The sequence below is a fragment of the Pseudomonas sp. RIT288 genome, assembly GCF_000631985.1.
Taxonomy (GTDB): Bacteria; Pseudomonadota; Gammaproteobacteria; order Pseudomonadales; family Pseudomonadaceae; genus Aquipseudomonas.
Genome location: NZ_JFYN01000034.1, coordinates 191,178 through 211,783, shown reverse-complemented (window position 1 = coordinate 211,783; position 20,606 = coordinate 191,178). Strand labels below are relative to the sequence as shown.

The window sequence follows — 20,606 nt, the reverse complement described above, 5'->3', positions numbered from 1 at the left end:
AGGCGGCCTCTGTGGCGAGGGAGCTTGCTCCCGCTGGGGCGCGAAGCGGCCCCGCTCTTTGACTCAAGAGAGTGGGACTGCTGCGCAGTCCAGCGGGAGCAAGCTCCCTCGCCACAGTTTCTTTAAAGCTTTAAAGCGATTTCCACAACGAATCGAAATCCTCCTCGCTCCCGCCATTGCGCGCGGCCTCCAGCGAGCGATAGGCAAACTGATTGAAACTGTGCGTACTCGCCACCCGTCGATCCAGACCGGCGCGGTGTTCTTCGCCGTGGGTGTTGATCAGCACTTTATTGCCTTCCTGAAATGGCAGACGCGGGGCGAGCAAGGTCGCGGGCACGTCGATGGCGCTGATCTCGGGCAGTAACAGACCGCGCAAATAGTGGCTGTGATCATCCCGCGAACGCACCAGTTGCAAACCGCAGGGTTCGGCGTGTGGGGCCACCAGCTCGATGCCCATTTGCGGCCCGTTGCCGCGTACCTGACGAATCCAGCGGACCACCGCAATGCTCCAGCCCTGATTCGCACTGTCCTGAATCCCGAGCATTTCCCCGGCCTGCAGTTCGGCGGGTACTTCGCTTGGCCACGCCAGACAATAGCCGCCGGGACTGTGGTTGATCACCGGCAAGCTGTAGGTCGGGTAGTGCGGAGGGCTGTCGGTGTGGCTCTCGTCTTCGCCCAGATGGTCGTACTGGATTTCTTCGTACGGCAGCAATTCCTCAGTCGCGCTCTGCGGTGCGGCGTCGAAGGCCTGGCTCCAGCTGTCCTTTTCGCCCTGGACCACCGCGCGGCTGAAGTTCGCCGCGCGGGCGCCGGGATGTTTCAGCAGTTCGCTGAAGGTGCGTTCGCCGCCCAGGTAAAAGTGCAGGGCGCTCATGCCGACGCACACGGTCAGGTTGCCTTGACCGGCGGTGCGCTGAAAACTGCGCTCGGCAGCCTGCCCCCAACTGGCGTGCAAATGTTGCAGGGTATCGAGGCTCAGTCCTGTCGGAACGGGCAGCGGCGTCGACGTCTCCTGCTGCAGTAAATGCGCTTCGATCACATTCACCAGCGGTTGCGGATCGAAGCCCAGCAGTGCGCCCTGTTGTTCTTTGCGAAACATGCTGCGGTAGCGCGGGCCGGCGTCCAGTTCGGCGCTGATGGCGAACAGTCCATCCTGCGGACTGCCGGGATGCAACTTGAGCAGGGCACTCCATGGTTCCAGCACTTCGGCCAGCCGGGCGATCTGGTTCTGGCGCAGTTGATTGCAACGGGCGCTGCCCAGCAGCAGGGTGGCGATGTAGGTCTGTTCCAGGCTCAGTTCGCTGCTCAGGCTCGCCAGATCGTCATGCACCCGGCGCTGTTGCAACTGCAAGGCGCAGGCGCAGCGATACAGCTGATGCAGTTCGAACCACAGATGTTCCGGCGGCGGGCTGTAAAGCTGCGTCGCCCGCAGCAGTTGCCCCTTGAGCGCATGCGTGGCGCGTTGCAGGGCCTGGCTGACCAGCGCTGCCCGATCCTTGTGGTACTTGGGGGTAATGCGCAGAACGATCTGCTTGTAGCCGATGGCCAGATGACTTTGCAGCGCCTGACACAGGTTGCCGATCTTGCGCGAACGGTCATCGAGCATGATCGCCTGATGCAGGAAGTGCCGCTCCAGATGCTGGCAGACGAAGTAAACCTCGGGGCGCAGCAGCTCCAGCAGTTGCAGGCGATTGTCACTGGGGGTGAGCAATTGGTTGAGTTCGCCCAGGCCTTGATACAACTGGCGGGCGGTTTCGCCGATGTTGGCCTTGGGCAGGCCGGCGATCCAGCGCTTGAGGTCGCGCGGGGTGGCTTCGCAGAACGACAGGCGCGTTTGCGTCGGGATCGGGGCGCTCAGCAGCGGTGGAGATAGGGTCGGGCTCATGCCAAAAACCATAGCAGCAAATGAGCATGTCGGCCTTCAACCTTTAGGAGCTGCCGCAGACTGCGATCTTTTGATCCGGTTTTTTAAAAACAAAGTCAAAAGATCGCAGCCTGCGGCAGCTCCTGCACGGGAGCGCCGATGTATCAGGCGTTTGGCAATGCCAGGGCCTGGCCCATTTGCACTGGCGAACCCGCTACCAGTTCTGCAGCCCACTTCACTTGATCCGGGCCAAACAGCACGATCGCCGTCGAACCCAGCTTGAAGCGCCCCAGTTCCGCGCCTTTTTCCAGATGAATCGGTGCACGGGCGGCTTCGTCATAGCGGAAGGTTTTCAGTTCGCGCTTCGGCGGCGTGACCAGACCAGCCCACACGGTTTCGATCGAAGCGACGATCATTGCGCCGACCAGAACCACGGCCATCGGCCCGCGCTCGGTGTCGAAAATGCACGCCACACGTTCGTTGCGGGCGAACAGCTCCGGAACGTTTTCCGCGGTGGTCTGGTTGACCGAAAAGATTCGGCCCGGGATGTAGACCATCTCGCGCAGAGTGCCGGCCAGCGGCATGTGCACGCGGTGATAATCCTTCGGCGACAGGTAGATGGTGGCGAAGTCGCCGCCCATGAACGGCGCGGCATTCGCCGTGTCACCGCCAAGCAGTTCCAGCACGCTGAAGCTGTGACCCTTGGCCTGGAACACGCGACCGTGTTCGATCGGGCCGAGCTGGCTGACCGCACCGTCGGCCGGGCTGAGGATCGCGCCCGGTGTCTGGTCCAGTGGACGCGCGCCGTCTTTCAGGGCACGGGTGAAGAAGGCGTTGAAGTGCTCGTAGGCGGTCAGGTCTTCGACCAGCGCTTGCGACATGTCCACCTGGTAACGCTTGGCGAACCACTGGGTGAAGGCATTCTTGAACCAGCGCACGCGGCACTCGGCAACGCAACCGGCCAGGCGCGACAGCAAGTGATGAGGCAGCAGGTACTGGCTGAGGATAAACAGACGCTCTTTCATTAGTTGTCCTTAGAACCTTGAATCTCGACAGGCGTATCAGGGTGGTTGCCCCATTCGCCCCATGAACCGGCGTAGCCCTTGACCCGCGGATAACCGAGGGACTTGGCCACCAGATAAGTGAAGCCCGACCGGTGATGGGTCTGGCAGTGGGTAATGATTTCTTTGTCCCTGGTGATCCCGAGGTCTTCGAGGATCTGCGGCATGTCCGTGCGAATCCGCAATTGACGCGCCTTGTCCATGCCGGCGGTCCACTCGAAGTTCACCGCACCGGGGATGTGTCCGCCCTTGGCAGCCAGCACTTTCTCGCCCGAATACTCCAGCGGCCCACGAGCATCCCAGATCGCCAGATCGGCGGCGCCGAGACGGCTTTGCAGGTATTCGCGGGTCGCCGTCGGCTCGTCGTGCAGGGGCAGCGTCACCGGGCCGCCCACCGCAGGCGGCACCTGGATCGACATCGGCATACCCGCTTCCAGCCACGCCGGCAGACCGCCGTCGAGGTAGTGATACTTGTCGTGACCGATCACGTCGAGCAGCCAGATGAAACGCCCGGCCCAGCCACCGCCCTCGTCGTCATAGACCACGTAGACCGCGTCCTGACGATGGCCCAGTTCACCGAACAGCGTCTCCAGATCGGCTTTGGCCGGCAGCAGTCCCGGCGCCGGCGGCTGGCCGAGTTGGGTGCGCTTGGGGTCGACAAAGCGTGCGCCGGGCAGATGGCCCTCGGAATAGCGGGCGGCACTGGTCAGGTCCACCAGAATCAGTTCGCTGGCATCCAGCCGAGGGAGCAGGTCGCTCGGTTCGATGACGAGCGGCAAGCCAGAGAAGTCAGACATGTGAGGTCTCCAGAGCACAAAGGGGGGGATTGTAGCGCAGCCTCATCGGCCTCGGCTGCTAAAGCTGTGCAGGGCTTTTTCGATGCACTGCGCGGTTTTGCCGAAAGCCTGCACGCTGATGTCAGCGAACGGCCCACCGCCCTGGTCGGCCACGACGATCATGATCACCCGACCGTTATTGACCAGCGAGCGCAGGAACAGGTGCTCGCCACGGAATAGCGAACGCAGGCCCGGCGGCAACAATGCGGAAAACTGTGCGTTGTTCTCGGGGTTGATCCGCACTTGTGCCTGTTGTGCGAGCAACCGTTGCAGGACTTTGCTCTGACTGACGACGAAGTTCAGCGCAGCGGCTTCTTTTGGCAGGCCGAAGGTCTGGTGCGCGCGCAGATTGGACTGCGTGCGGTCGGCCATCAGAATCATCACCCGGCGCATGCCGCTGGCGACTAGCGCATCACGCGCGGCGACGGTCAGGCTCATGGCATTGGTGAAGCGGCTCGGTTCGGCCAGCAGTTCGGCGCATTGCCGGCGCCATTGAGTCAGATCCTCGGCATTCGGCGCCGCCGCCGGCAGCATCCCGGCCGGCAAGCGATGGGTGCCCCATGGCCACAGCAATGAAACCGCCGGGTGCCACAGATCGGGCATGGCATGCTGGCGCGCACTGTTGGCGGCTTGCTGGTGCAACTGCTGCTGCACTTCATCCATCGAGATTTGCAGATAAAGGCTGGTCAGGTACTGCCAGCGCTCGCTGTGCGGACTGTCCCAGGCCTGTTGCGCCGACAGCGCCAGACCGTTGGCCAGCAACACGGTGTTGGCCGGCTGGTTGAGCCAGCGGCGCAGGGTGGGATCGTCGTCGAGGCGATTCTGCTGGCGCAACGGATGTTCGCTGTCGCGGGCGATGCGCAGCACTTTCACCAGTTCGCGCTGTTCGCCGAGCAGCAGTTTATAGCCTTGCTGCACCCAGATCGGCAGGTGCCAGACTTGCACCAGCGCCTCGGCGATCTTCAGCAGGCGCACGCCAAACAGTTGCTTCTCGACGGTGCGTGCCGATTCGCCCTTGTGGATAACCCGCAGCTCCCACTCTTCGAGCAATTCGGGAAATGTCAGCGCCAGCGGCCACAACGGCGAGAGAAACAACAGGCTGCCCCAGTGAATGTCCTGCCACAGGCGCGCCAGGCGACTGGCGAAAAAACCGTTGGCCTGTTGCGTCGCGTGCTGGCTGATCATTTGCAGTTGGCGCAGGGCCTTGGGGATCTGCATCTGCGGTTCGACGGGCAGACGCGCGAGCAAGTCTTCGGTACGCGCAAGGCCCAGACGATTGATCGCCACCTCGAGATTTTCCGCCGCTGCGGCCATGGTGCCGTGGGTGTGACGATTAGCCTCACGGATGATGCTCAAGGCCAGCGCCGGGCTGTCCTGCATCAGGTCGGCGATATCGCGCAGCGAGCTGCGGTTGTCGCGGATCGCCCGACAAACCTTGTCGTGAGCCTCTTGCGGCACGGGCAGGCGCACGCCATCGAGCAGCTTGACCCAGCCCTCGAGCGTGGTCGGTTTTGCGTGTGGGACGTTCGTTTCATTAGCCATGTCTGGACGAGATCTTCACTGACTGTAGACGCGCCCGGCATGGGCTAAATTGGCTTTTCGCCTGAACTGGCTATAGTCTGGCGCAGTTTTGCCGATAAGTAGAAGAAGAGATTTTTTAACTTCCGAATATGACCTTGAACCCGACTTAAATAAGTACTTTCTACCTATGGCTAAAATTATCGGCATCATCGTCGTATTCGCGAGCGTGCTCGGCGGATACGTGCTCTCCCACGGCAAGATTGCCGCCCTGATCCAGCCCTTCGAGGTGATGATCATCGGTGGTGCGGCCCTCGGTGCATTCCTGCAGGCCAACCCCGGATACATGACGATGCACGTGCTCAAGAAGTCCCTGAGCATGTTCAGTTCGCGCTTCAGCCACACGTTCTATCTGGAAGTGCTCGGCCTGATCTACGAGATCCTTAACAAGAGCCGCCGCGAAGGCATGATGGCCATCGAAGGCGATATCGAAGACGCCGCCGCGAGCCCGATCTTCGCCAAGTACCCGGCTGTGCTCAAAGACGAGCGCATGACTGCGTTCATCTGCGACTACCTGCGCATCATGTCCTCCGGCAACATGGCTCCGCATGAGCTGGAAGGCCTGTTCGACATGGAACTCTACAGCCTCAAGGAAGACCTCGAGCACCCGTCCCATGCGGTGAACGGCATCGCCGACGCCATGCCCGGTTTCGGTATCGTCGCGGCGGTACTGGGTATCGTGGTGACCATGGCGTCCCTGGGTGAGGGCGATCAGAAATCCATCGGTCTGCACGTGGGTGCGGCACTGGTCGGTACCTTCTTCGGTATTCTCGCGGCCTATGGCTTCTTCGGGCCGTTGGCGCATTCCCTGGCGCACGATGCCAAGGAAGAACTGAACGTCTACGAAGCCATCAAGGCCTCGCTGGTGGCTTCGGCTTCCGGCATGCCGCCATCGCTGGCCGTGGAGTTCGGGCGCAAGGTTCTGTACCCGGCGCACCGCCCAAGCTTTGCCGAGCTGGAACAAGCCGTTCGCGGTCGCTAAGCCATGGAAAATAATCAGCCGATAATCATCAAGCGCGTCAAGCGCATAGCCGGTGGGCACCACGGCGGGGCGTGGAAAATCGCCTTCGCCGACTTCGCCACGGCGATGATGGCGTTCTTCCTGGTGTTGTGGCTGCTGTCCACTGCAACCCCCGAGCAGAAGATCGCCATCGCCGGTTACTTCAAGGATCCGGTCGGCTTCTCCGAAAGCGGCACGCCGTACATCATCGATCTGGGCGGCACGCCGACCCTGGCGCCGGAAAACACCCTCAACCCTGAGGTGAAATCCCAGCCGCAACCGGACAAGGTCACGGTCGACACCGAGCAGGTCGAAGGCATGGCCGAGCAGGTCGAGAAAGAACGCCTGGAACTGTTGCTGCAAGAACTGCAGAACAAGGTCGACGAGAACCCGCAGCTGCAGAAGTTCAAGGATCAGATCCTGTTCGAGATCACCCCGAACGGCTTGCGCATCCAGATCATGGACGCGGAAAACCGGCCGATGTTCGACTCAGGCTCCGCACGTCTGAAGCCGTACTTCGAAGACATCCTGCTGGCCATGGCCGACACCATCAAAGCGGTGCCGAACAAGATCAGCATCAGCGGCCACACCGACGCCAAGCCGTACACCGGCACCGGCGATTTCGGTAACTGGGAACTCTCGGCCAACCGTGCCAACGCCGCGCGGCGTGCGCTGGTTGCCGGCAGCTATCCGGATTCGCAGGTGGCGCGGGTCGTCGGTTATGCCTCGTCGGCGCTGTTCGACAAGGAAAATCCGTTCAACCCGGTCAACCGCCGCATCGACATTGTGGTCCTGACCAAAAAGGCCCAAGCGGCCATCGAAGGTTCGCAAGGCGCCGACGCGGCCAAGCCTGCCGCCGACGGTCAGAACGGCGCCGCTGCGGCGACGCCGGTCGATCCGAACGCGCTGCCGGCGGATCAGCAACCGGTGCCGGCCCATGAGTTGCGTGAACGTTTGAACCTGTTCGATGACGCCGCACCGAAACCGGCCGCGCCGGGGACTGCGGCGCCAGCGCCAACAGCTCCGCCAGCCGCTGCACCGGCCCCCGAGCCGAAGCAGTGACCGACAAAAAAGCCGACAGTGATGTCGGCTTTTTTGTGGCTGTCGATTGGCCTCAGAAACCGCGCCGAATCCGGTTCTTCAATCCTTCATGGAACATATCGGCATTGATCTTGTTGGCGCTGCGCGTCGATTGATTGCCGGTCACCGAGTCGAGGGTCATCGAGCGCTTGATCGTACCTTCGCTGCGATAAGCCTCGATGAAGAAATCGACATCTGTGGCCGTACTCAGCTTCGGCCACTTGTCCAGATACTCCGGCAACTGCGCGGGCCCGGTGCGGAACGAGCAGATTCGGCGGTTGCTGATGGTCGCTTCGCCGATTTCGAAAGGCACCCACCACGACAGTGCGGTTTTCTCCGAAACCACCGCCAGCAGGTGCGTGCATTCGGTGATGTTGCGGGTGATCACCCCGGTGATGTCGTCGGTGGTCTGCGACTCCGGGTCGAGTACGTCGAGGTAAGTCTTGATGTTGGCCTGCATCAATTGCGCATTGAGCGCCATGGCATGCGGGCGATCCATGTGGCGGTAGCTGATGAATACGGGCATCAGAAGTGTCCTTTTATGGCGAGTTCACGGTAATAGGCGCCGAGCGCCGTGAGGCGGCAGCCAGTGGAGTTCATGGCGGCGTAGTACATGTGCTCGGCATCCACCGGTTCGATCAGGCTGTGGCGGTTGCACATTTGCAGTTGCTTGAAGATGTCGCCGTGCTCGGGATCGAACAGTGCTTCGGTGGGCTCGTAGCTGGGATCGAGCCTGAACACGAAGCTCGGCTCCGGGAACCAGTCCTTGAGTTTGCGCAGGGTTTCCTCGGCAATCAGCGGTGCGACCTCGCGTAGCGGCACAAACTGCGAGACATTGGTCTTGAATACCGGGCGCTGTTCCCAGGCTCCCAGCGCATTGTCGACAAACGAGTAAACGCTGCCGGGGGTGACCTTGCCGAGTACGTTGGCAGCGCCACCGTGCAGCGCTTGCAGCAACAGATCCGTGAATACGCCATGACCGCGACTTTCCAGGGCGTACTGTTCTTTCTTGCAGGCCGTGAGAATGGTCACGCCTTCGCCGATCACACTGCTACCGCCACGCAGGTTGCGCATGGCGCCTGCTGCGCCGGCCTGGCAGCAATCGAGAATGACGATTTTGTTCTTGATGTGCGGGGCCTTGTCAGCCCACTCCAGAATGTCGCTGATGCGGATCCCGTCTCCGCCAGGCTGATAGTCCTGGGGAATCAGGAGTCCTTCGTCGATGCTGGTGTCGAACTGACCATGGCCGGCGAAGTACAGCAGTGCCACGTCAGAGTCGCCTGAGAACAGGCTCTGGATCTGCTGTTTCATGTGGCTGAGCGTGAGTTTTTCCTCGGCGGAAGTCAGCACTTTGCTGCTGAAATTCGGTCGCCCGTTGGCATGACGCTCCAGTACCGAAGCCATGGCCATAGCGTCGTTGTTACAGCCGCTCAAGGGCGAAACGTGGTCGTAGTGGTTGATGCCGATAAACAGTCCCTTGCGCATGGTTACACCGCCGTGTGCTGACGGATCGCACCGATGATGCTGTTGGTGTTCCACGCGCACTCGGCGTGTGCCGCCTCACGTACTACCGTGGAAATGCGCTCGGCGCCGAACGGCTTGATCGCGATGATCACTTTGCCCATGCGTTTGGCGATCTCGATTTCCTTGTTGATCCACTTGCTGTAGGTCGAATACATGCCGGCCATGATCAGCACCGCCGAACACGGACGGATCTTGTTTTCGATGGCTTCTTCGAGCTGCTTGTCGGTTTGCGCGCCCATGATCGGGTTGTGCGGCGGCACGGAAAAATTCTTGAAACTGAAATCCGGTCTGGCGCCGAGGAGGCGTACCAGATTGTCGTGGGCGTGGGCGTAGTTCCACGAATGGCTGATGAACAAATGGTAGGTCTGCATGGGGTTCCTCGAAGGTCGCGAAGGTGCGAAGGAACAACCCAATCTAGGCATCTGGAAGGCGCCCGCAAGGTCTGCGCGCGGAAAGAGAAATGCCCTGCAAGCAGGCGTGAGCAGGCCTGTCAGAAAGGTCTGATGTTTAAGCCGTTGGGGGGATGTGTCAGACGTGGTCCGACATCCGGCAGCCCCCGGACGCGGGGGCTGCCAGTGCAGATGTTTAGTAGCCGTTTTCCGGCAGGCTGGCGATGATCGAGCGGTAGCTGTTCATCCGCTGCTGCTGCACCCGGCCGTCTTCCAGGGCCTTGAGCAGTGCGCAACCGGGTTCACGATCGTGTTTGCAGTCGCGGAATCGGCAGGTGCCGAGCAGGTCGTTGAACTCGATGAAGCCGGCTTCGACGTCGGCGCGGCTGACGTGGCCCAGGCCGAACTCACGAATACCCGGGGAGTCGATCAGCTCGCCGCCGCCAGGGAAGTGGAACAGACGCGCGGTGGTCGTGGTGTGCGTGCCCTGACCGGACAGCTCCGACAGCGGGCCGACACGGGTTTCGACTTCCGGCAGCAGGCTGTTGACCAGCGACGACTTGCCGACGCCGGACTGGCCGACGAACACGCTGATGCGCCCGTCGAGCTGCTTCTGCAATTGTTCCATGCCGTTGCCGTGATGCGCCGAGACTTCCAGCACCGGATAACCCAGCGTGCGGTACACCGCCAGCAGGGCATTGAGCGCCGGGGCGTTCTGCTCGTCGATCAGGTCGAACTTGTTCAGCAGCAGCAACGGGCGGATGCCGGCGTGTTCGGCGGCGACCAGGTAGCGGTCGATCAGGTTGGCATGCGGCTCGGGCAGCGGTGCGAAGACGATGACGATCATGTCGACGTTGGCGGCGACCGGCTTGAGCTGGCCACGGCTGTCCGGGCGGCAGAGTTCGGTGTTGCGCGGCAGCTGCGCGACGATCACCCCGATGCCTTGGTTGCCGGCGCGCCAGACCACCCGATCACCGGTCACCAGCGCCGGCAGGTTGGCCCGCAGGTGACAACGGAAAACCTGGCCGGCCAGTTCGCCGTCCACGGCCTCGACTTCGACCTGCACACCGAAGTGGGCGATTACCAGACCGTGTTGCTCAGGGCCGAGGTCGCCGCCCTCGAGGGCTTCGACCGCCGAGGACTCGCGTTTGGCGGCGCGCGCGGCGCGCTCGCCCTGAATCTTTTCGATGCGCCAGTTTTGACGACGATTGAGTTGGCGTTTGGCCATGGGTGTTCCGTCTGAAGAATGCAGCGATTAGGTAAAACGGCCGCGAGTTTAGCACGCCCGGGCACCGGCCTAGGCTAAACTGCGCAGCATTGCCTAGGAGTCCGAATATGCAAAACCCGCAGAACCTGATCTGGATCGACCTGGAAATGACCGGTCTGGATCCGGAAAACGACGTCATCATCGAAATGGCCACCATCGTCACCGACAGTGACCTGAACACCCTGGCCGAAGGCCCGGTGATCGCCATTCACCACAGTGACGAAGTGCTTGCCCGCATGGACGAGTGGAACACCCGCACCCACGGCAACTCGGGCCTGACCCAGCGTGTGCGTGACAGCCGTATCAGCATGGCCGAGGCCGAGGCCGAAACCATCGCTTTCCTGGAAAAATGGGTACCGAAGGGCAAGTCACCGATCTGCGGCAACAGCATCTGCCAGGATCGTCGCTTCCTTTATACCCACATGAAGGCGCTGGAAAGCTACTTCCACTACCGCAACCTCGACGTGTCGACGCTCAAAGAGCTGGCCGCACGCTGGGCACCGGACGTGCGCGACAGCTTCAAGAAGGGCAGCACTCACCTGGCACTGGACGACATCCGCGAGTCGATCGCCGAGCTGCAGCACTACCGCAAGCATTTCATCAAGTTCTGATGTTGCACCGGGCCACTTGGTGAAACTGTAGCGGGGAGCGCTTCGCGCTCCATCGGGGATGAATCCCCTCGCCACAGGTTTGAGGGGGCGCTTACCGCCCCCTTCTGGTGCGGCGCTGAAATGGCTAGACTGCGCGCCTTCCTGCCAGGACCGCCGCCATGTTGCTGATGCTCTATCTGATCGCCATTACCGCTGAAGCCATGACCGGCGCGTTGTCTGCCGGGCGGCGCGGCATGGACTGGTTCGGTGTGGTGCTGATCGCCTGCGTCACGGCGCTGGGTGGTGGTTCGGTACGTGACGTGTTGCTCGGGCACTATCCGCTGACGTGGGTCAAACACCCGGAATATCTGGTGCTGACCTCAGCCGCCGCGATGCTCACCGTGTTCACCGCGCGCTGGATGCGCCACCTGCGCTCACTGTTTCTGGTGCTCGATGCGGTTGGTCTGGTGGCGTTCACCCTGATCGGCTGCATGACCGCTCTGGAAATGGGCCACGGCATGCTGGTGGCGTCGGTCAGCGGCGTGATCACCGGCGTCTTCGGCGGTATCCTGCGCGACATCTTCTGCAACGACATCCCACTGATCTTCCGCCGCGAACTGTACGCCAGCGTCTCGTTCGCCGCCGCGTGGTGCTACATGCTCTGCCTGTACCTGAATGTGCCGAGCGAACAGGCGATCCTGATCACCTTGTTCGGCGGCTTTCTGCTGCGGTTGCTGGCGATCCGTTTCCACTGGGAAATGCCCAAGTTCGTCTATAACGACGCACCTTGACGTCATACTGGCGGGCGCATGGAAATATTCTGTTGGGAATATTGCATAGATGCCGCGCCTCTAAATGGGGTAAAAAATAAAGTCTAAAGGGGGTATTTTGTTCTGAATTACCCCATTTAAGTCTTTTTGCCTCATTTAGAAGGCTGCCTGAATCATGCACTCACTCACCCCGGAATTTCTTGACGCCTTGCGCTTCGACGGTCTTCAGATTGCGACGCTTCGTGCATTGGGAGAGTTTCGGGGTAAGCAACAACTGTTCGTTGCTCAATCGCCGCAGATCCTCCAGGGGCTTACGCAGATAGCCGTAATTGAATCCACGGAGTCATCTAACCGACTGGAGGGTGTAACTGTCGCACCAGCGCGATTGAAGTCACTGATGAGCAAAAACGCTGATCCCAAAAGCCGCTCCGAACAGGAAATTGCTGGCTATCGGGACGCACTGTCACTCATCCATGAATCTGCCGATGGAAAGCCATTTTCCGAAGGTGTTCTTAGACAGTTACATAGTCTTCTTTACCGCTATCTACCTCAGGATGGTGGTGAATGGAAGGCGATGAACAACGACATCATTGAGCGCCATGCCGATGGTTCGGCGCGGATTCGCTTCCAACCTATTCCTGCTCATATGACCCCTATTGCGGTGACTGAAACCCTGGCGCATTACCACCGGGCGCTGGCATTGAATCTAGCTGACCCTCTGGTTTTGGTGCCGCTTACGGTCCTCGACTTCCTTTGCATACACCCCTTCTCTGACGGTAATGGTCGCGTCGCTCGTCTGCTGACATTGCTGTTGCTCTATCAATTTGATTACAGAGTCGGGCGATTTATCAGTCTTGAGCGGATATTCGAGGAGTCAAAGGAGGGCTATTACGCAACACTTGAGCTGAGTTCTCAGGGATGGCACGAGGGTACGCATGATGTTCGACCATGGATGGATTATTTTTGGGGGGCAATGCTTAGAGCGTACAAAGAGTTCGAGGAGCGAGTGGGCACGATAGAGAAGCGTCGAGGCGGTAAAGGCGATCGAATCAGAGATGAAGCCTTGAAGCGAGTCCTCCCTTTTTCCATCTCGGAAATAGAAGAGTCCTGTCCGGGAGTCAGTCGCGATACAGTTCGCCTGGTTTTACGATCACTGAAAGCAGAAGGACTGATTGAGCCAACAGGTAAGGGGCGCACAGCCAAGTGGAGAAAGCCGGCATAGCCTCAAGCACGGCGTTCGGCGTGCTGTTTCAGCGCCCACTCAACATGTTCACGCACCAGCTCTGATGGATAGTCGCGGCGCGCCTTCAAGGCTTCCAGCACCGGAATGCTCGATGGCGCGTTGCCCAGCCCGACCGCCAGATTGCGCAGCCAGCGCTCGTAACCGGCGCGGCGCAGCGGCGAGCCTTCGGTGCTGCTGAGAAACTTGTCCTCGTCCCACATGAACAGCTTGGCCAGTTCGGCGTTGTCGAGGTTGTGCCGTGGCTTGAAATCGCTTTCCCCGGATGGCCGGGCGAAGCGGTTCCACGGGCAGACGATCTGACAGTCGTCGCAGCCGAATACGCGGTTGCCGATCAGCGGGCGCAGGTCTTCGGGGATGGCGTTTTTCAGTTCGATGGTCAGGTACGAGATGCAGCGCCGGGCGTCCAGCACATACGGGCCGACGAAAGCGTTGGTCGGGCAGATGTCCAGACACGCGGTACAACGTCCGCAATGTTCGCTGCTGTGCGGTTCGTCCACTGGCAGCGGCAGGTCGACGAACAGTTCGCTCAAGAAGAAATAGCTGCCGGCCTTGCGGTTCAGTACCAGGGTGTTTTTGCCGATCCAGCCCAGCCCGGCCTGTTCGGCGATGGCTTTTTCCAGCACCGGGGCACTGTCTACGAACGCACGGAAACCGAACGGGCCGATCTCCGACTGAATCTTGTCGGCCAATTGCTGCACACGTTTACGGATCAATTTGTGGTAATCGCGGCCCAAGGCATAACGCGAAACGTAGGCCTTCTCCGGTTGCGCGAGCATTTGCGCCATTTGCGTGTCGCCGGGCAGGTAGTCCATGCGCAGCGAAACCACGCGTAACGTACCCGGGACCAATTGCTCCGGATGCGAGCGTTTGCTGCCGTGAGCGCCCATGTAATCCATTTCGCCGTGGTAGCCGGCGGCGAGCCAGCGCTCCAGGTGCTGTTCATGCTCGGCCAGGTCCAGACCGCTGATGCCGACTTGCTGGAAGCCCAGCTCGCGGCCCCAATCCTTGATCGAGTGGGCGAGGGCGGGCAGATCTGTGGTGATGGCGGACATGAGGCGAGAGAAACCGGAGCTGAGGTGCGTATAATTCTGCCAGACATCGGAGCCCGAAGACGCATGCCGCACACGAAAGATGAATTACCCGACGCGCTGTATGGCGCCGCACAGGTGCGAGCACTCGACGCGCGGCTGATCGCTGCGGGCACGCCGGGCTTCGAATTGATGCAGCGCGCCGCGCACGCGACCTGGCGCGCATTGGTGCGGCAGTGGCCGTCGGCGAACCAAATGACCGTGCTTGCCGGGCATGGCAACAACGCCGGTGATGGTTTTCTGATCGCCGCGCTGGCGCACCGGGCCGGTTGGGCGGTGCGGGTGCTGACAGTCGGTGATCCGCAACGCTTGCAGGGCGACGCTGCGCAGGCTTATGCGCAGGCAGTCAACGATGGCGTCGCCGTGCAGGGCTGGTCCGCGCAAAGCGAGCTGCGCGGGGTGATTGTCGATGCCTTGCTCGGCACCGGGCTGGCCGGCGATGTACGTGAGCCGTATGCCGCTGCGATCAAGGCGATCAATGCCAGTGGCCTGCCGGTGGTGGCGGTGGATATTCCTTCCGGATTGTCTGCCGATACCGGACATGTCCTCGGCGTTGCGGTGCACGCTGACCTAACCGTGACTTTTATCGGTTTGAAGCTCGGCCTGTTCACCGGGGAGGCGGCGGATCAGGTCGGGGCGTTGGTGTTCAACGATCTGCGAGCTGCCGCCGACATCTACCGTGACATTCCTGTCAGCGCTCTGCGTCTCACGGCGGCTAATCTTCCACGACTGGTTCCGCGTGCGCCCGCTGCGCACAAAGGGCGCTTCGGGCATTTGCTGTTGATCGGCGGCGATCAGGGCTTTGGCGGCGCGATCCTGCTCAGTAGCGAAACGGCCTTGCGCAGCGGCGCCGGGATGGTGTCGCTGGCAACCCGTGCGGAACATGTCCCGGCAGCGCTGACGCGGATGCCGGAAGTCATGGTGCTCGGCACGTCGTCGGCCAATCAGTTGATGGCGCTGCTGGAAAAGGTTTCGGTGCTGGTGGTTGGCCCGGGTCTCGGACAGGCGAGCTGGGGCCGGGCGCTGTTGTCGGCGGCCGCCAATGCGCCGCTGCCACAGGTATGGGACGCCGACGCGTTGAATCTGCTGGCGAGCGGTTCTGTCAGCCTGCCCAAGGATTGCGTGATCACTCCGCATCCTGGCGAGGCGGCGCGCCTGTTGGGCGTCAGTAGCGCTGAGGTGCAGGCAGATCGTCCGGCCGCCGCGCGGGCGTTGAGCAAAAAATACTCGGCCGTCGTCGTGCTCAAAGGCGCCGGCAGTCTGATCGCCCACCCCGATGGGCGTCTGGCGCTGTGTCATCAGGGCCATCCGGCCATGGCCACCGCCGGCCTGGGCGATGTACTCGCCGGCTTGACTGGCGCGTTGTTGGCCCAAGGCATGGAGGGCTTCGATGCCGCGTGCCTGGCAGTCTGGCTGCACGCCAATGCCGGCGCGCAACAAGGTAAATTCGGCCGTGGGCTGGCGGCCAGTGATCTGATTCCAGTCATTCGTCAGTTGTTGGAGGAGCATGCACCGTGTCTGAAGTAACCCTGTACCTGGCCGATGAACAGGCCATGAGCGACTTTGGCGCACGGATCGCCCGCGTTACCCAGGGCCACGGCCTGATTTTTCTGGAAGGCAACCTGGGCATGGGCAAAACCACCCTGTCGCGGGGCATCATTCGTGGCCTGGGGCACGTTGGCGCGGTAAAAAGTCCGACCTTCACTCTGGTCGAGCCCTACGAGATTGGCGACGTGCGTGCCTTCCACTTCGACCTGTATCGCCTGGTCGATCCGGAGGAACTGGAGTTTCTCGGCATCCGCGACTATTTCGAGGACGACGCACTGTGCCTGATCGAGTGGCCCGATAAAGGTGCAGGCTTTTTGCCAAAGCCTGACCTGACCATTACCATTAGCCCGCAAGACAGCGGGCGTTCGCTGAAAATTTTATCCCAGGGCTCGCGTGGCGAGGCCTGGTGTGCCGCTTTGGCATTGGAATCCAATTAAATGATGGGGTTAGGTATGCGCTTTCGCGCGTTGGTGGCTGCCGTTGGACTGATGTTGATGGCAGTGACCGTCAACGCTGTGGCCGAGACAAAGGTCAACAGCGTGCGCCTGTGGCGGGCGCCGGACAACACGCGACTGGTCTTCGACCTGAGCGGCCCGGTGCAGCACAGCGTCTTCACCCTGACCGCACCGGATCGGTTGGTGATCGACATCAATGGCGCCACTCTGGGGGCGCCGCTGAAAGTCTCGACCGCCAACACGCCAATCACCGCGATGCGCTCGGCCCAGCGTACGCCGACTGACCTGCGGGTGGTCATCGACCTGAAAAAAGCCGTCACTCCGAAAAGCTTCTCGCTGGCGCCGAACGCGCAATACGGTAACCGTCTGGTGGTCGACCTGTTCGACAACCCGGCCGATGCCGCGCCGCCGCCAGCCCCTACGCCATCGGTCGCCACCGTGCCGGCAGTGCCGGTAACGCCGTCGGAACCGGCGATCAAACTGCCACCGGCCCCGGCCGGCAAGCGCGACATCATTGTGGTGATCGACGCCGGTCACGGCGGCGAAGACCCGGGTGCGTCCGGCTCGCGCGGCCAGCGTGAGAAAGACGTGGTACTGCAGATTGCCCGCGAACTGCAGCGTCAGGTCAACGGCATGAAAGGCTTCCGTGCCGAACTGACTCGTACTGGTGACTACTTCATCCCGTTGCGCGGCCGTACCGAAATCGCCCGCAAGAAGGGCGCCGACCTGTTTGTTTCGATCCACGCCGACGCCGCGCCGTCTGCAGCAGCCTTCGGTGCCTCGGTGTTTGCCCTGTCTGATCGTGGCGCGACATCGGAGACTGCCCGTTGGCTGGCCGACAGCGAAAACCGTTCTGACCTGATCGGTGGTGCCGGCAACGTCAGCCTTGACGACAAGGACCGCATGCTCGCCGGCGTGCTGCTCGACCTGTCGATGACGGCGTCGCTGACCTCCAGCCTCAACGTCGGCCAGAAAGTCCTGACCAACATCGGTCGCGTGACCCCGCTGCACAAACAGCGCGTGGAGCAGGCTGGATTCATGGTGCTGAAGTCGCCGGACATTCCGTCGATCCTCGTCGAAACCGGATTTATCTCCAACGCCAACGAAGCGAGCAAGCTCTCGGCATCGAGCCACCAGCAGGCGCTGGCGCGTTCGATCAGCAGCGGCGTGCGCCAGTTCTTCCAGCAGAACCCGCCACCGGGCACTTACATTGCCTGGCTGCGTGACTCCGGCAAGATCGCCCAAGGCCCGCGCGATCACCGCGTGAGCCCGGGCGAGACGCTGGCGATGATCGCCGTGCGTTATCAGGTGTCGCCTGCGACGCTGCGCAGTGCCAACAACCTCGGCAGCGATGAGCTGAAGATCGGTCAGCACCTGACCATTCCCGGCACCGATCTGGCGTCCAAAGAATGAACCAGATTTTGAACGCCGCACGCATCGAACTGCTCAGCCCACGGCTGGCGAACCAGATCGCCGCCGGCGAGGTGGTCGAGCGCCCGGCTTCGGTGATCAAGGAGTTGCTGGAAAACAGTCTCGACTCCGGTGCCAAGCGCATCGACGTCGATGTCGAGCAGGGCGGCGTCAAGCTGCTGCGGGTGCGTGACGATGGCAGCGGTATTTCCGCCGATGACCTGCCGCTGGCGCTGGCCCGCCACGCCACCAGCAAGATTCGCAATCTTGAAGACCTCGAGCAGGTGATGAGCCTCGGCTTCCGTGGTGAAGCACTGGCGTCGATCAGCTCCGTGGCGCGCCTGACCCTGACCTCGCGCACCCGCGACGCCGATCAGGCCTGGCAGGTCGAGACCGAAGGCCGCGACATGGCGCCTCGGGTGCAGCCGGCGGCGCATCCGATCGGTACCTCGGTGGAAGTGCGTGACCTGTTCTTCAATACGCCGGCGCGGCGCAAGTTTCTCAAGACCGAAAAAACCGAATTCGATCACCTGCAAGAAGTGATCAAGCGTCTGGCGCTGGCGCGTTTCGACGTGGCCTTCCATCTGCGCCACAACGGCAAGACCATCCTCAGCCTGCACGAGGCCCACGATGATGCGGCCCGCGCCCGGCGTGTGGCGGCGATCTGCGGTTCGGGTTTCCTCGAACAGGCGCTGCCGATCGAGATCGAGCGCAATGGCCTGCACTTGTGGGGTTGGGTCGGTTTGCCGACCTTCAACCGTAGCCAGGCGGACTTGCAGTATTTCTTCGTGAACGGCCGTGCGGTGCGCGACAAACTGGTGGCTCACGCGGTGCGCCAGGCTTATCGCGATGTGCTGTTCAATGGCCGTCATCCGACCTTCGCGCTGTTTTTCGAGGTCGATCCGGCGGCGGTGGACGTCAACGTGCACCCGACCAAGCACGAAGTGCGCTTCCGTGACGGGCGCATGGTGCATGACTTCCTTTATGGCACGTTGCACCGCGCGTTGGGCGATGTGCGTCCGGAAGATCAGCTGGCCGGTTCTGTCACCACTGCCGTCGTGCGTCCAACCGGCATCGAGGCCGGTGAATTCGGCCCGCAGGGCGAAATGCGTCTGGCGGCCAACGCGCTGCTGGAACAGCCGCAGGCGCAACCGGCGTTCAATACTTCGTCGGGCGCCAGCGCTGGCGGCGCTTATCAGTATCAGTACACGCCGCGTCCGCAATCGGCGATGCCGCCGGCCGCCGAGGCTCAAGCCGCTTACCGCGAGTTCTTCGCACCGTTGCCGGAAGCGAATGCCAATGCGCTGCCTGCCGGTCAGGAAGATATTCCGCCGCTCGGTTACGCATTGGCGCAACTCAAGGGCATCTACATTCTGTCCGAGAACGCTCAGGGGCTGGTGTTGGTGGACATGCATGCCGCGCACGAGCGGATCATGTACGAACGCCTGAAGATCGCCATGGCCAGCGAAGGCCTCAGCGGCCAGCCGCTGTTGGTGCCGGAGTCGCTGGCGGTCAGTCAGCGTGAAGCCGATTGCGCTGAAGAACACGCTGCATGGTTCCAGAAACTGGGCTTCGAGCTGCAGCGTCTGGGCCCGGAAACATTGGCGATCCGCCAGATTCCGGCGCTGCTCAAGCAGGCCGAGGCCAATCGTCTGGTGGGTGACGTGTTGTCGGACCTGATGGAATACGGCACCAGCGACCGGATTCAGGCGCACCTGAACGAACTGCTCGGCACCATGGCCTGCCACGGCGCGATCCGCGCCAACCGGCGCCTGGCCCTGCCGGAAATGAACGGCCTGCTGCGCGACATGGAAAACACCGAGCGCAGCGGTCAATGCAACCATGGCCGACCGACCTGGACCCAACTGGGCCTGGACGATCTGGACAAACTGTTTCTGCGCGGTCGTTGATGAGCCAGCTTCCTCCAGCGATTTTTCTGATGGGCCCGACCGCTGCGGGCAAGACCGACCTGGCCATCGAGCTGACCAAGGTGCTGCCGTGCGAGTTGATCAGCGTCGACTCGGCGCTGGTCTATCGCGGCATGGACATCGGCACCGCCAAGCCTTCCAGAGAACTGCTGGCCGAGTTTCCGCACCGGTTGATCGACATTCTCGATCCGGCTGAGGCCTATTCGGCAGCAGATTTCCGTCGTGATGCCCTGCAAGCCATGGCCGAGATCACCGCACGCGGAAAAATTCCGCTGCTGGTTGGCGGCACCATGCTCTATTACAAGGCGTTGGTTGATGGCCTGGCGGACATGCCGGCGGCCGATCCCGAGGTTCGTGCGCAGATCGAAGAAGAGGCTGCACGCCTTGGCTGGCAAGCCTTGCACGATCAACTGGCGATCATCGATCCGGTGTCGGCAGCACGCATTCATCCGAACGATCCGCAACGCCTTAGTCGGGCGCTGGAGGTTTATCGGGTCAGCGGTCAGAGCATGACTGCCTTGCGTCAGCAACAATCTGCGCAAAGTACTGAAGCAGCCGCTTCGGGACGGCAACAATTGCCCTATACTGTCGCGAACTTGGCCATTGCTCCGGCAAATCGCCAGGTACTGCACGAGCGCATTAAACAAAGATTCACAAATATGCTGGAACAGGGGTTCATCGACGAGGTCGTAGCCCTGCGTAATAGAAGTGACCTGCATTCCGGGTTGCCGTCTATACGTGCGGTAGGCTACCGCCAAGTCTGGGACTACCTGGATGGCAAGCTGTCGTTAGCTGAAATGCAGGAACGCGGCATCATTGCCACGCGTCAATTGGCCAAGCGCCAGTTCACCTGGCTGCGCAGCTGGGAAGAACTGCACTGGCTGGACAGTCTTGATTGCGACAATCTGCCACGCGCCTTGAAATACCTTGGGACCATCTCCATATTGAGCTGAGTCCTTGCAATTGCCGTCTATC

Annotated in this window: 19 protein-coding genes; 10 read left to right on the top strand and 9 right to left on the bottom strand. The window is 61.6% G+C overall.

What is annotated here, in order from left to right; all coding sequences use genetic code 11:
* Positions 1 to 130: 130 nt before the first annotated feature.
* The 4 genes from BW33_RS19760 to BW33_RS19745 form a co-directional block, all read right to left on the bottom strand.
* A complete protein-coding gene (locus tag BW33_RS19760) occupies positions 131 to 1,885 on the bottom strand; it encodes a hypothetical protein (protein ID WP_047600722.1) in 1,755 nt (584 codons plus the stop codon).
* 143 nt (positions 1,886 to 2,028) lie between these two features.
* Positions 2,029 to 2,889, bottom strand: coding sequence for an archaetidylserine decarboxylase (gene asd, locus BW33_RS19755; RefSeq protein WP_047600720.1), 861 nt, complete (start codon positions 2,887 to 2,889; stop codon positions 2,029 to 2,031).
* Positions 2,889 to 3,722 (bottom strand): thiosulfate sulfurtransferase, encoded by an 834-nt coding sequence (rhdA, locus tag BW33_RS19750; RefSeq protein ID WP_047600719.1) that lies wholly within the window; start codon positions 3,720 to 3,722, stop codon positions 2,889 to 2,891. Before rhdA ends, asd begins: the two co-directional genes overlap by 1 nt.
* Positions 3,723 to 3,764: 42 nt before the next feature.
* Entirely contained in the window at positions 3,765 to 5,303 is a 1,539-nt protein-coding gene (locus tag BW33_RS19745; RefSeq protein WP_047600717.1) for an HDOD domain-containing protein, read from the bottom strand.
* Positions 5,304 to 5,469: 166 nt separating this feature from the next.
* Between BW33_RS19745 and motA the strand changes: the two genes are divergently transcribed.
* Together motA and motB are read left to right on the top strand one after the other, a co-directional pair.
* Complete coding sequence (motA, locus tag BW33_RS19740) at positions 5,470 to 6,321, top strand: flagellar motor stator protein MotA (RefSeq protein WP_007952169.1); 852 nt, start codon at positions 5,470 to 5,472, stop codon at positions 6,319 to 6,321.
* A 3-nt stretch (positions 6,322 to 6,324) separates the two neighbouring features.
* Entirely contained in the window at positions 6,325 to 7,401 is a 1,077-nt protein-coding gene (gene motB, locus BW33_RS19735; protein WP_047600716.1) for a flagellar motor protein MotB, read from the top strand.
* A gap of 52 nt (positions 7,402 to 7,453) precedes the next feature.
* Here motB and BW33_RS19730 read toward each other — a convergent pair whose 3' ends face one another.
* From BW33_RS19730 to rsgA, 4 genes are all read right to left on the bottom strand, one after another.
* Positions 7,454 to 7,945, bottom strand: coding sequence for a toll/interleukin-1 receptor domain-containing protein (locus tag BW33_RS19730; protein WP_047600715.1), 492 nt, complete (start codon positions 7,943 to 7,945; stop codon positions 7,454 to 7,456).
* Positions 7,945 to 8,904 carry a caspase family protein gene (locus tag BW33_RS19725; protein ID WP_047600713.1) on the bottom strand — a complete coding sequence of 320 codons (960 nt, stop codon included), beginning with the start codon at positions 8,902 to 8,904 and terminating at the stop codon, positions 7,945 to 7,947. The genes BW33_RS19730 and BW33_RS19725 overlap by 1 nt, the downstream gene beginning before the upstream one ends.
* Before the next feature lie 2 nt (positions 8,905 to 8,906).
* Positions 8,907 to 9,314: a TIR domain-containing protein gene (locus BW33_RS19720; protein WP_047600711.1), complete on the bottom strand. Its 408-nt coding sequence runs from the start codon at positions 9,312 to 9,314 to the stop codon at positions 8,907 to 8,909.
* 214 nt (positions 9,315 to 9,528) lie between these two features.
* On the bottom strand, positions 9,529 to 10,560 hold the full coding sequence (gene rsgA / locus BW33_RS19715; protein ID WP_027611409.1) for a small ribosomal subunit biogenesis GTPase RsgA: 1,032 nt from the start codon (positions 10,558 to 10,560) through the stop codon (positions 9,529 to 9,531).
* 107 nt (positions 10,561 to 10,667) lie between these two features.
* Here rsgA and orn point away from each other — a divergent pair, with 107 nt between their 5' ends.
* From orn to BW33_RS19700, 3 genes are all read left to right on the top strand, one after another.
* Positions 10,668 to 11,210 (top strand): oligoribonuclease, encoded by a 543-nt coding sequence (orn, locus tag BW33_RS19710; protein WP_003221098.1) that lies wholly within the window; start codon positions 10,668 to 10,670, stop codon positions 11,208 to 11,210.
* Between the two features lie 158 nt (positions 11,211 to 11,368).
* Positions 11,369 to 11,980 carry a trimeric intracellular cation channel family protein gene (locus tag BW33_RS19705; RefSeq protein WP_003221099.1) on the top strand — a complete coding sequence of 204 codons (612 nt, stop codon included), beginning with the start codon at positions 11,369 to 11,371 and terminating at the stop codon, positions 11,978 to 11,980.
* A 154-nt stretch (positions 11,981 to 12,134) separates the two neighbouring features.
* A complete protein-coding gene (locus tag BW33_RS19700) occupies positions 12,135 to 13,181 on the top strand; it encodes a Fic family protein (protein ID WP_047600710.1) in 1,047 nt (348 codons plus the stop codon).
* A 2-nt stretch (positions 13,182 to 13,183) separates the two neighbouring features.
* Here the strand turns inward: BW33_RS19700 and queG are convergent, their stop codons facing one another.
* Positions 13,184 to 14,254 carry a tRNA epoxyqueuosine(34) reductase QueG gene (gene queG / locus BW33_RS19695; RefSeq protein ID WP_047600708.1) on the bottom strand — a complete coding sequence of 357 codons (1,071 nt, stop codon included), beginning with the start codon at positions 14,252 to 14,254 and terminating at the stop codon, positions 13,184 to 13,186.
* A gap of 63 nt (positions 14,255 to 14,317) precedes the next feature.
* Between queG and BW33_RS19690 the strand changes: the two genes are divergently transcribed.
* Genes BW33_RS19690 through miaA form a run of 5 tightly spaced genes read left to right on the top strand, consistent with a single transcriptional unit; the run spans position 14,318 to position 20,584 of the window.
* Positions 14,318 to 15,817: a bifunctional ADP-dependent NAD(P)H-hydrate dehydratase/NAD(P)H-hydrate epimerase gene (locus tag BW33_RS19690; protein ID WP_047600707.1), complete on the top strand. Its 1,500-nt coding sequence runs from the start codon at positions 14,318 to 14,320 to the stop codon at positions 15,815 to 15,817.
* Complete coding sequence (gene tsaE / locus BW33_RS19685; protein ID WP_007967425.1) at positions 15,805 to 16,275, top strand: tRNA (adenosine(37)-N6)-threonylcarbamoyltransferase complex ATPase subunit type 1 TsaE; 471 nt, start codon at positions 15,805 to 15,807, stop codon at positions 16,273 to 16,275. The genes BW33_RS19690 and tsaE overlap by 13 nt, the downstream gene beginning before the upstream one ends.
* A 51-nt stretch (positions 16,276 to 16,326) precedes the next feature.
* On the top strand, positions 16,327 to 17,706 hold the full coding sequence (locus BW33_RS19680; protein WP_442965412.1) for an N-acetylmuramoyl-L-alanine amidase: 1,380 nt from the start codon (positions 16,327 to 16,329) through the stop codon (positions 17,704 to 17,706).
* 5 nt (positions 17,707 to 17,711) lie between these two features.
* Positions 17,712 to 19,613 carry a DNA mismatch repair endonuclease MutL gene (mutL, locus tag BW33_RS19675; protein ID WP_177327513.1) on the top strand — a complete coding sequence of 634 codons (1,902 nt, stop codon included), beginning with the start codon at positions 17,712 to 17,714 and terminating at the stop codon, positions 19,611 to 19,613.
* The gene (gene miaA / locus BW33_RS19670; protein ID WP_047600704.1) at positions 19,613 to 20,584 is read left to right on the top strand and encodes a tRNA (adenosine(37)-N6)-dimethylallyltransferase MiaA; all 972 of its coding nucleotides are present in this window, start codon (positions 19,613 to 19,615) and stop codon (positions 20,582 to 20,584) included. Before mutL ends, miaA begins: the two co-directional genes overlap by 1 nt.
* Positions 20,585 to 20,606 lie beyond the last annotated feature (22 nt).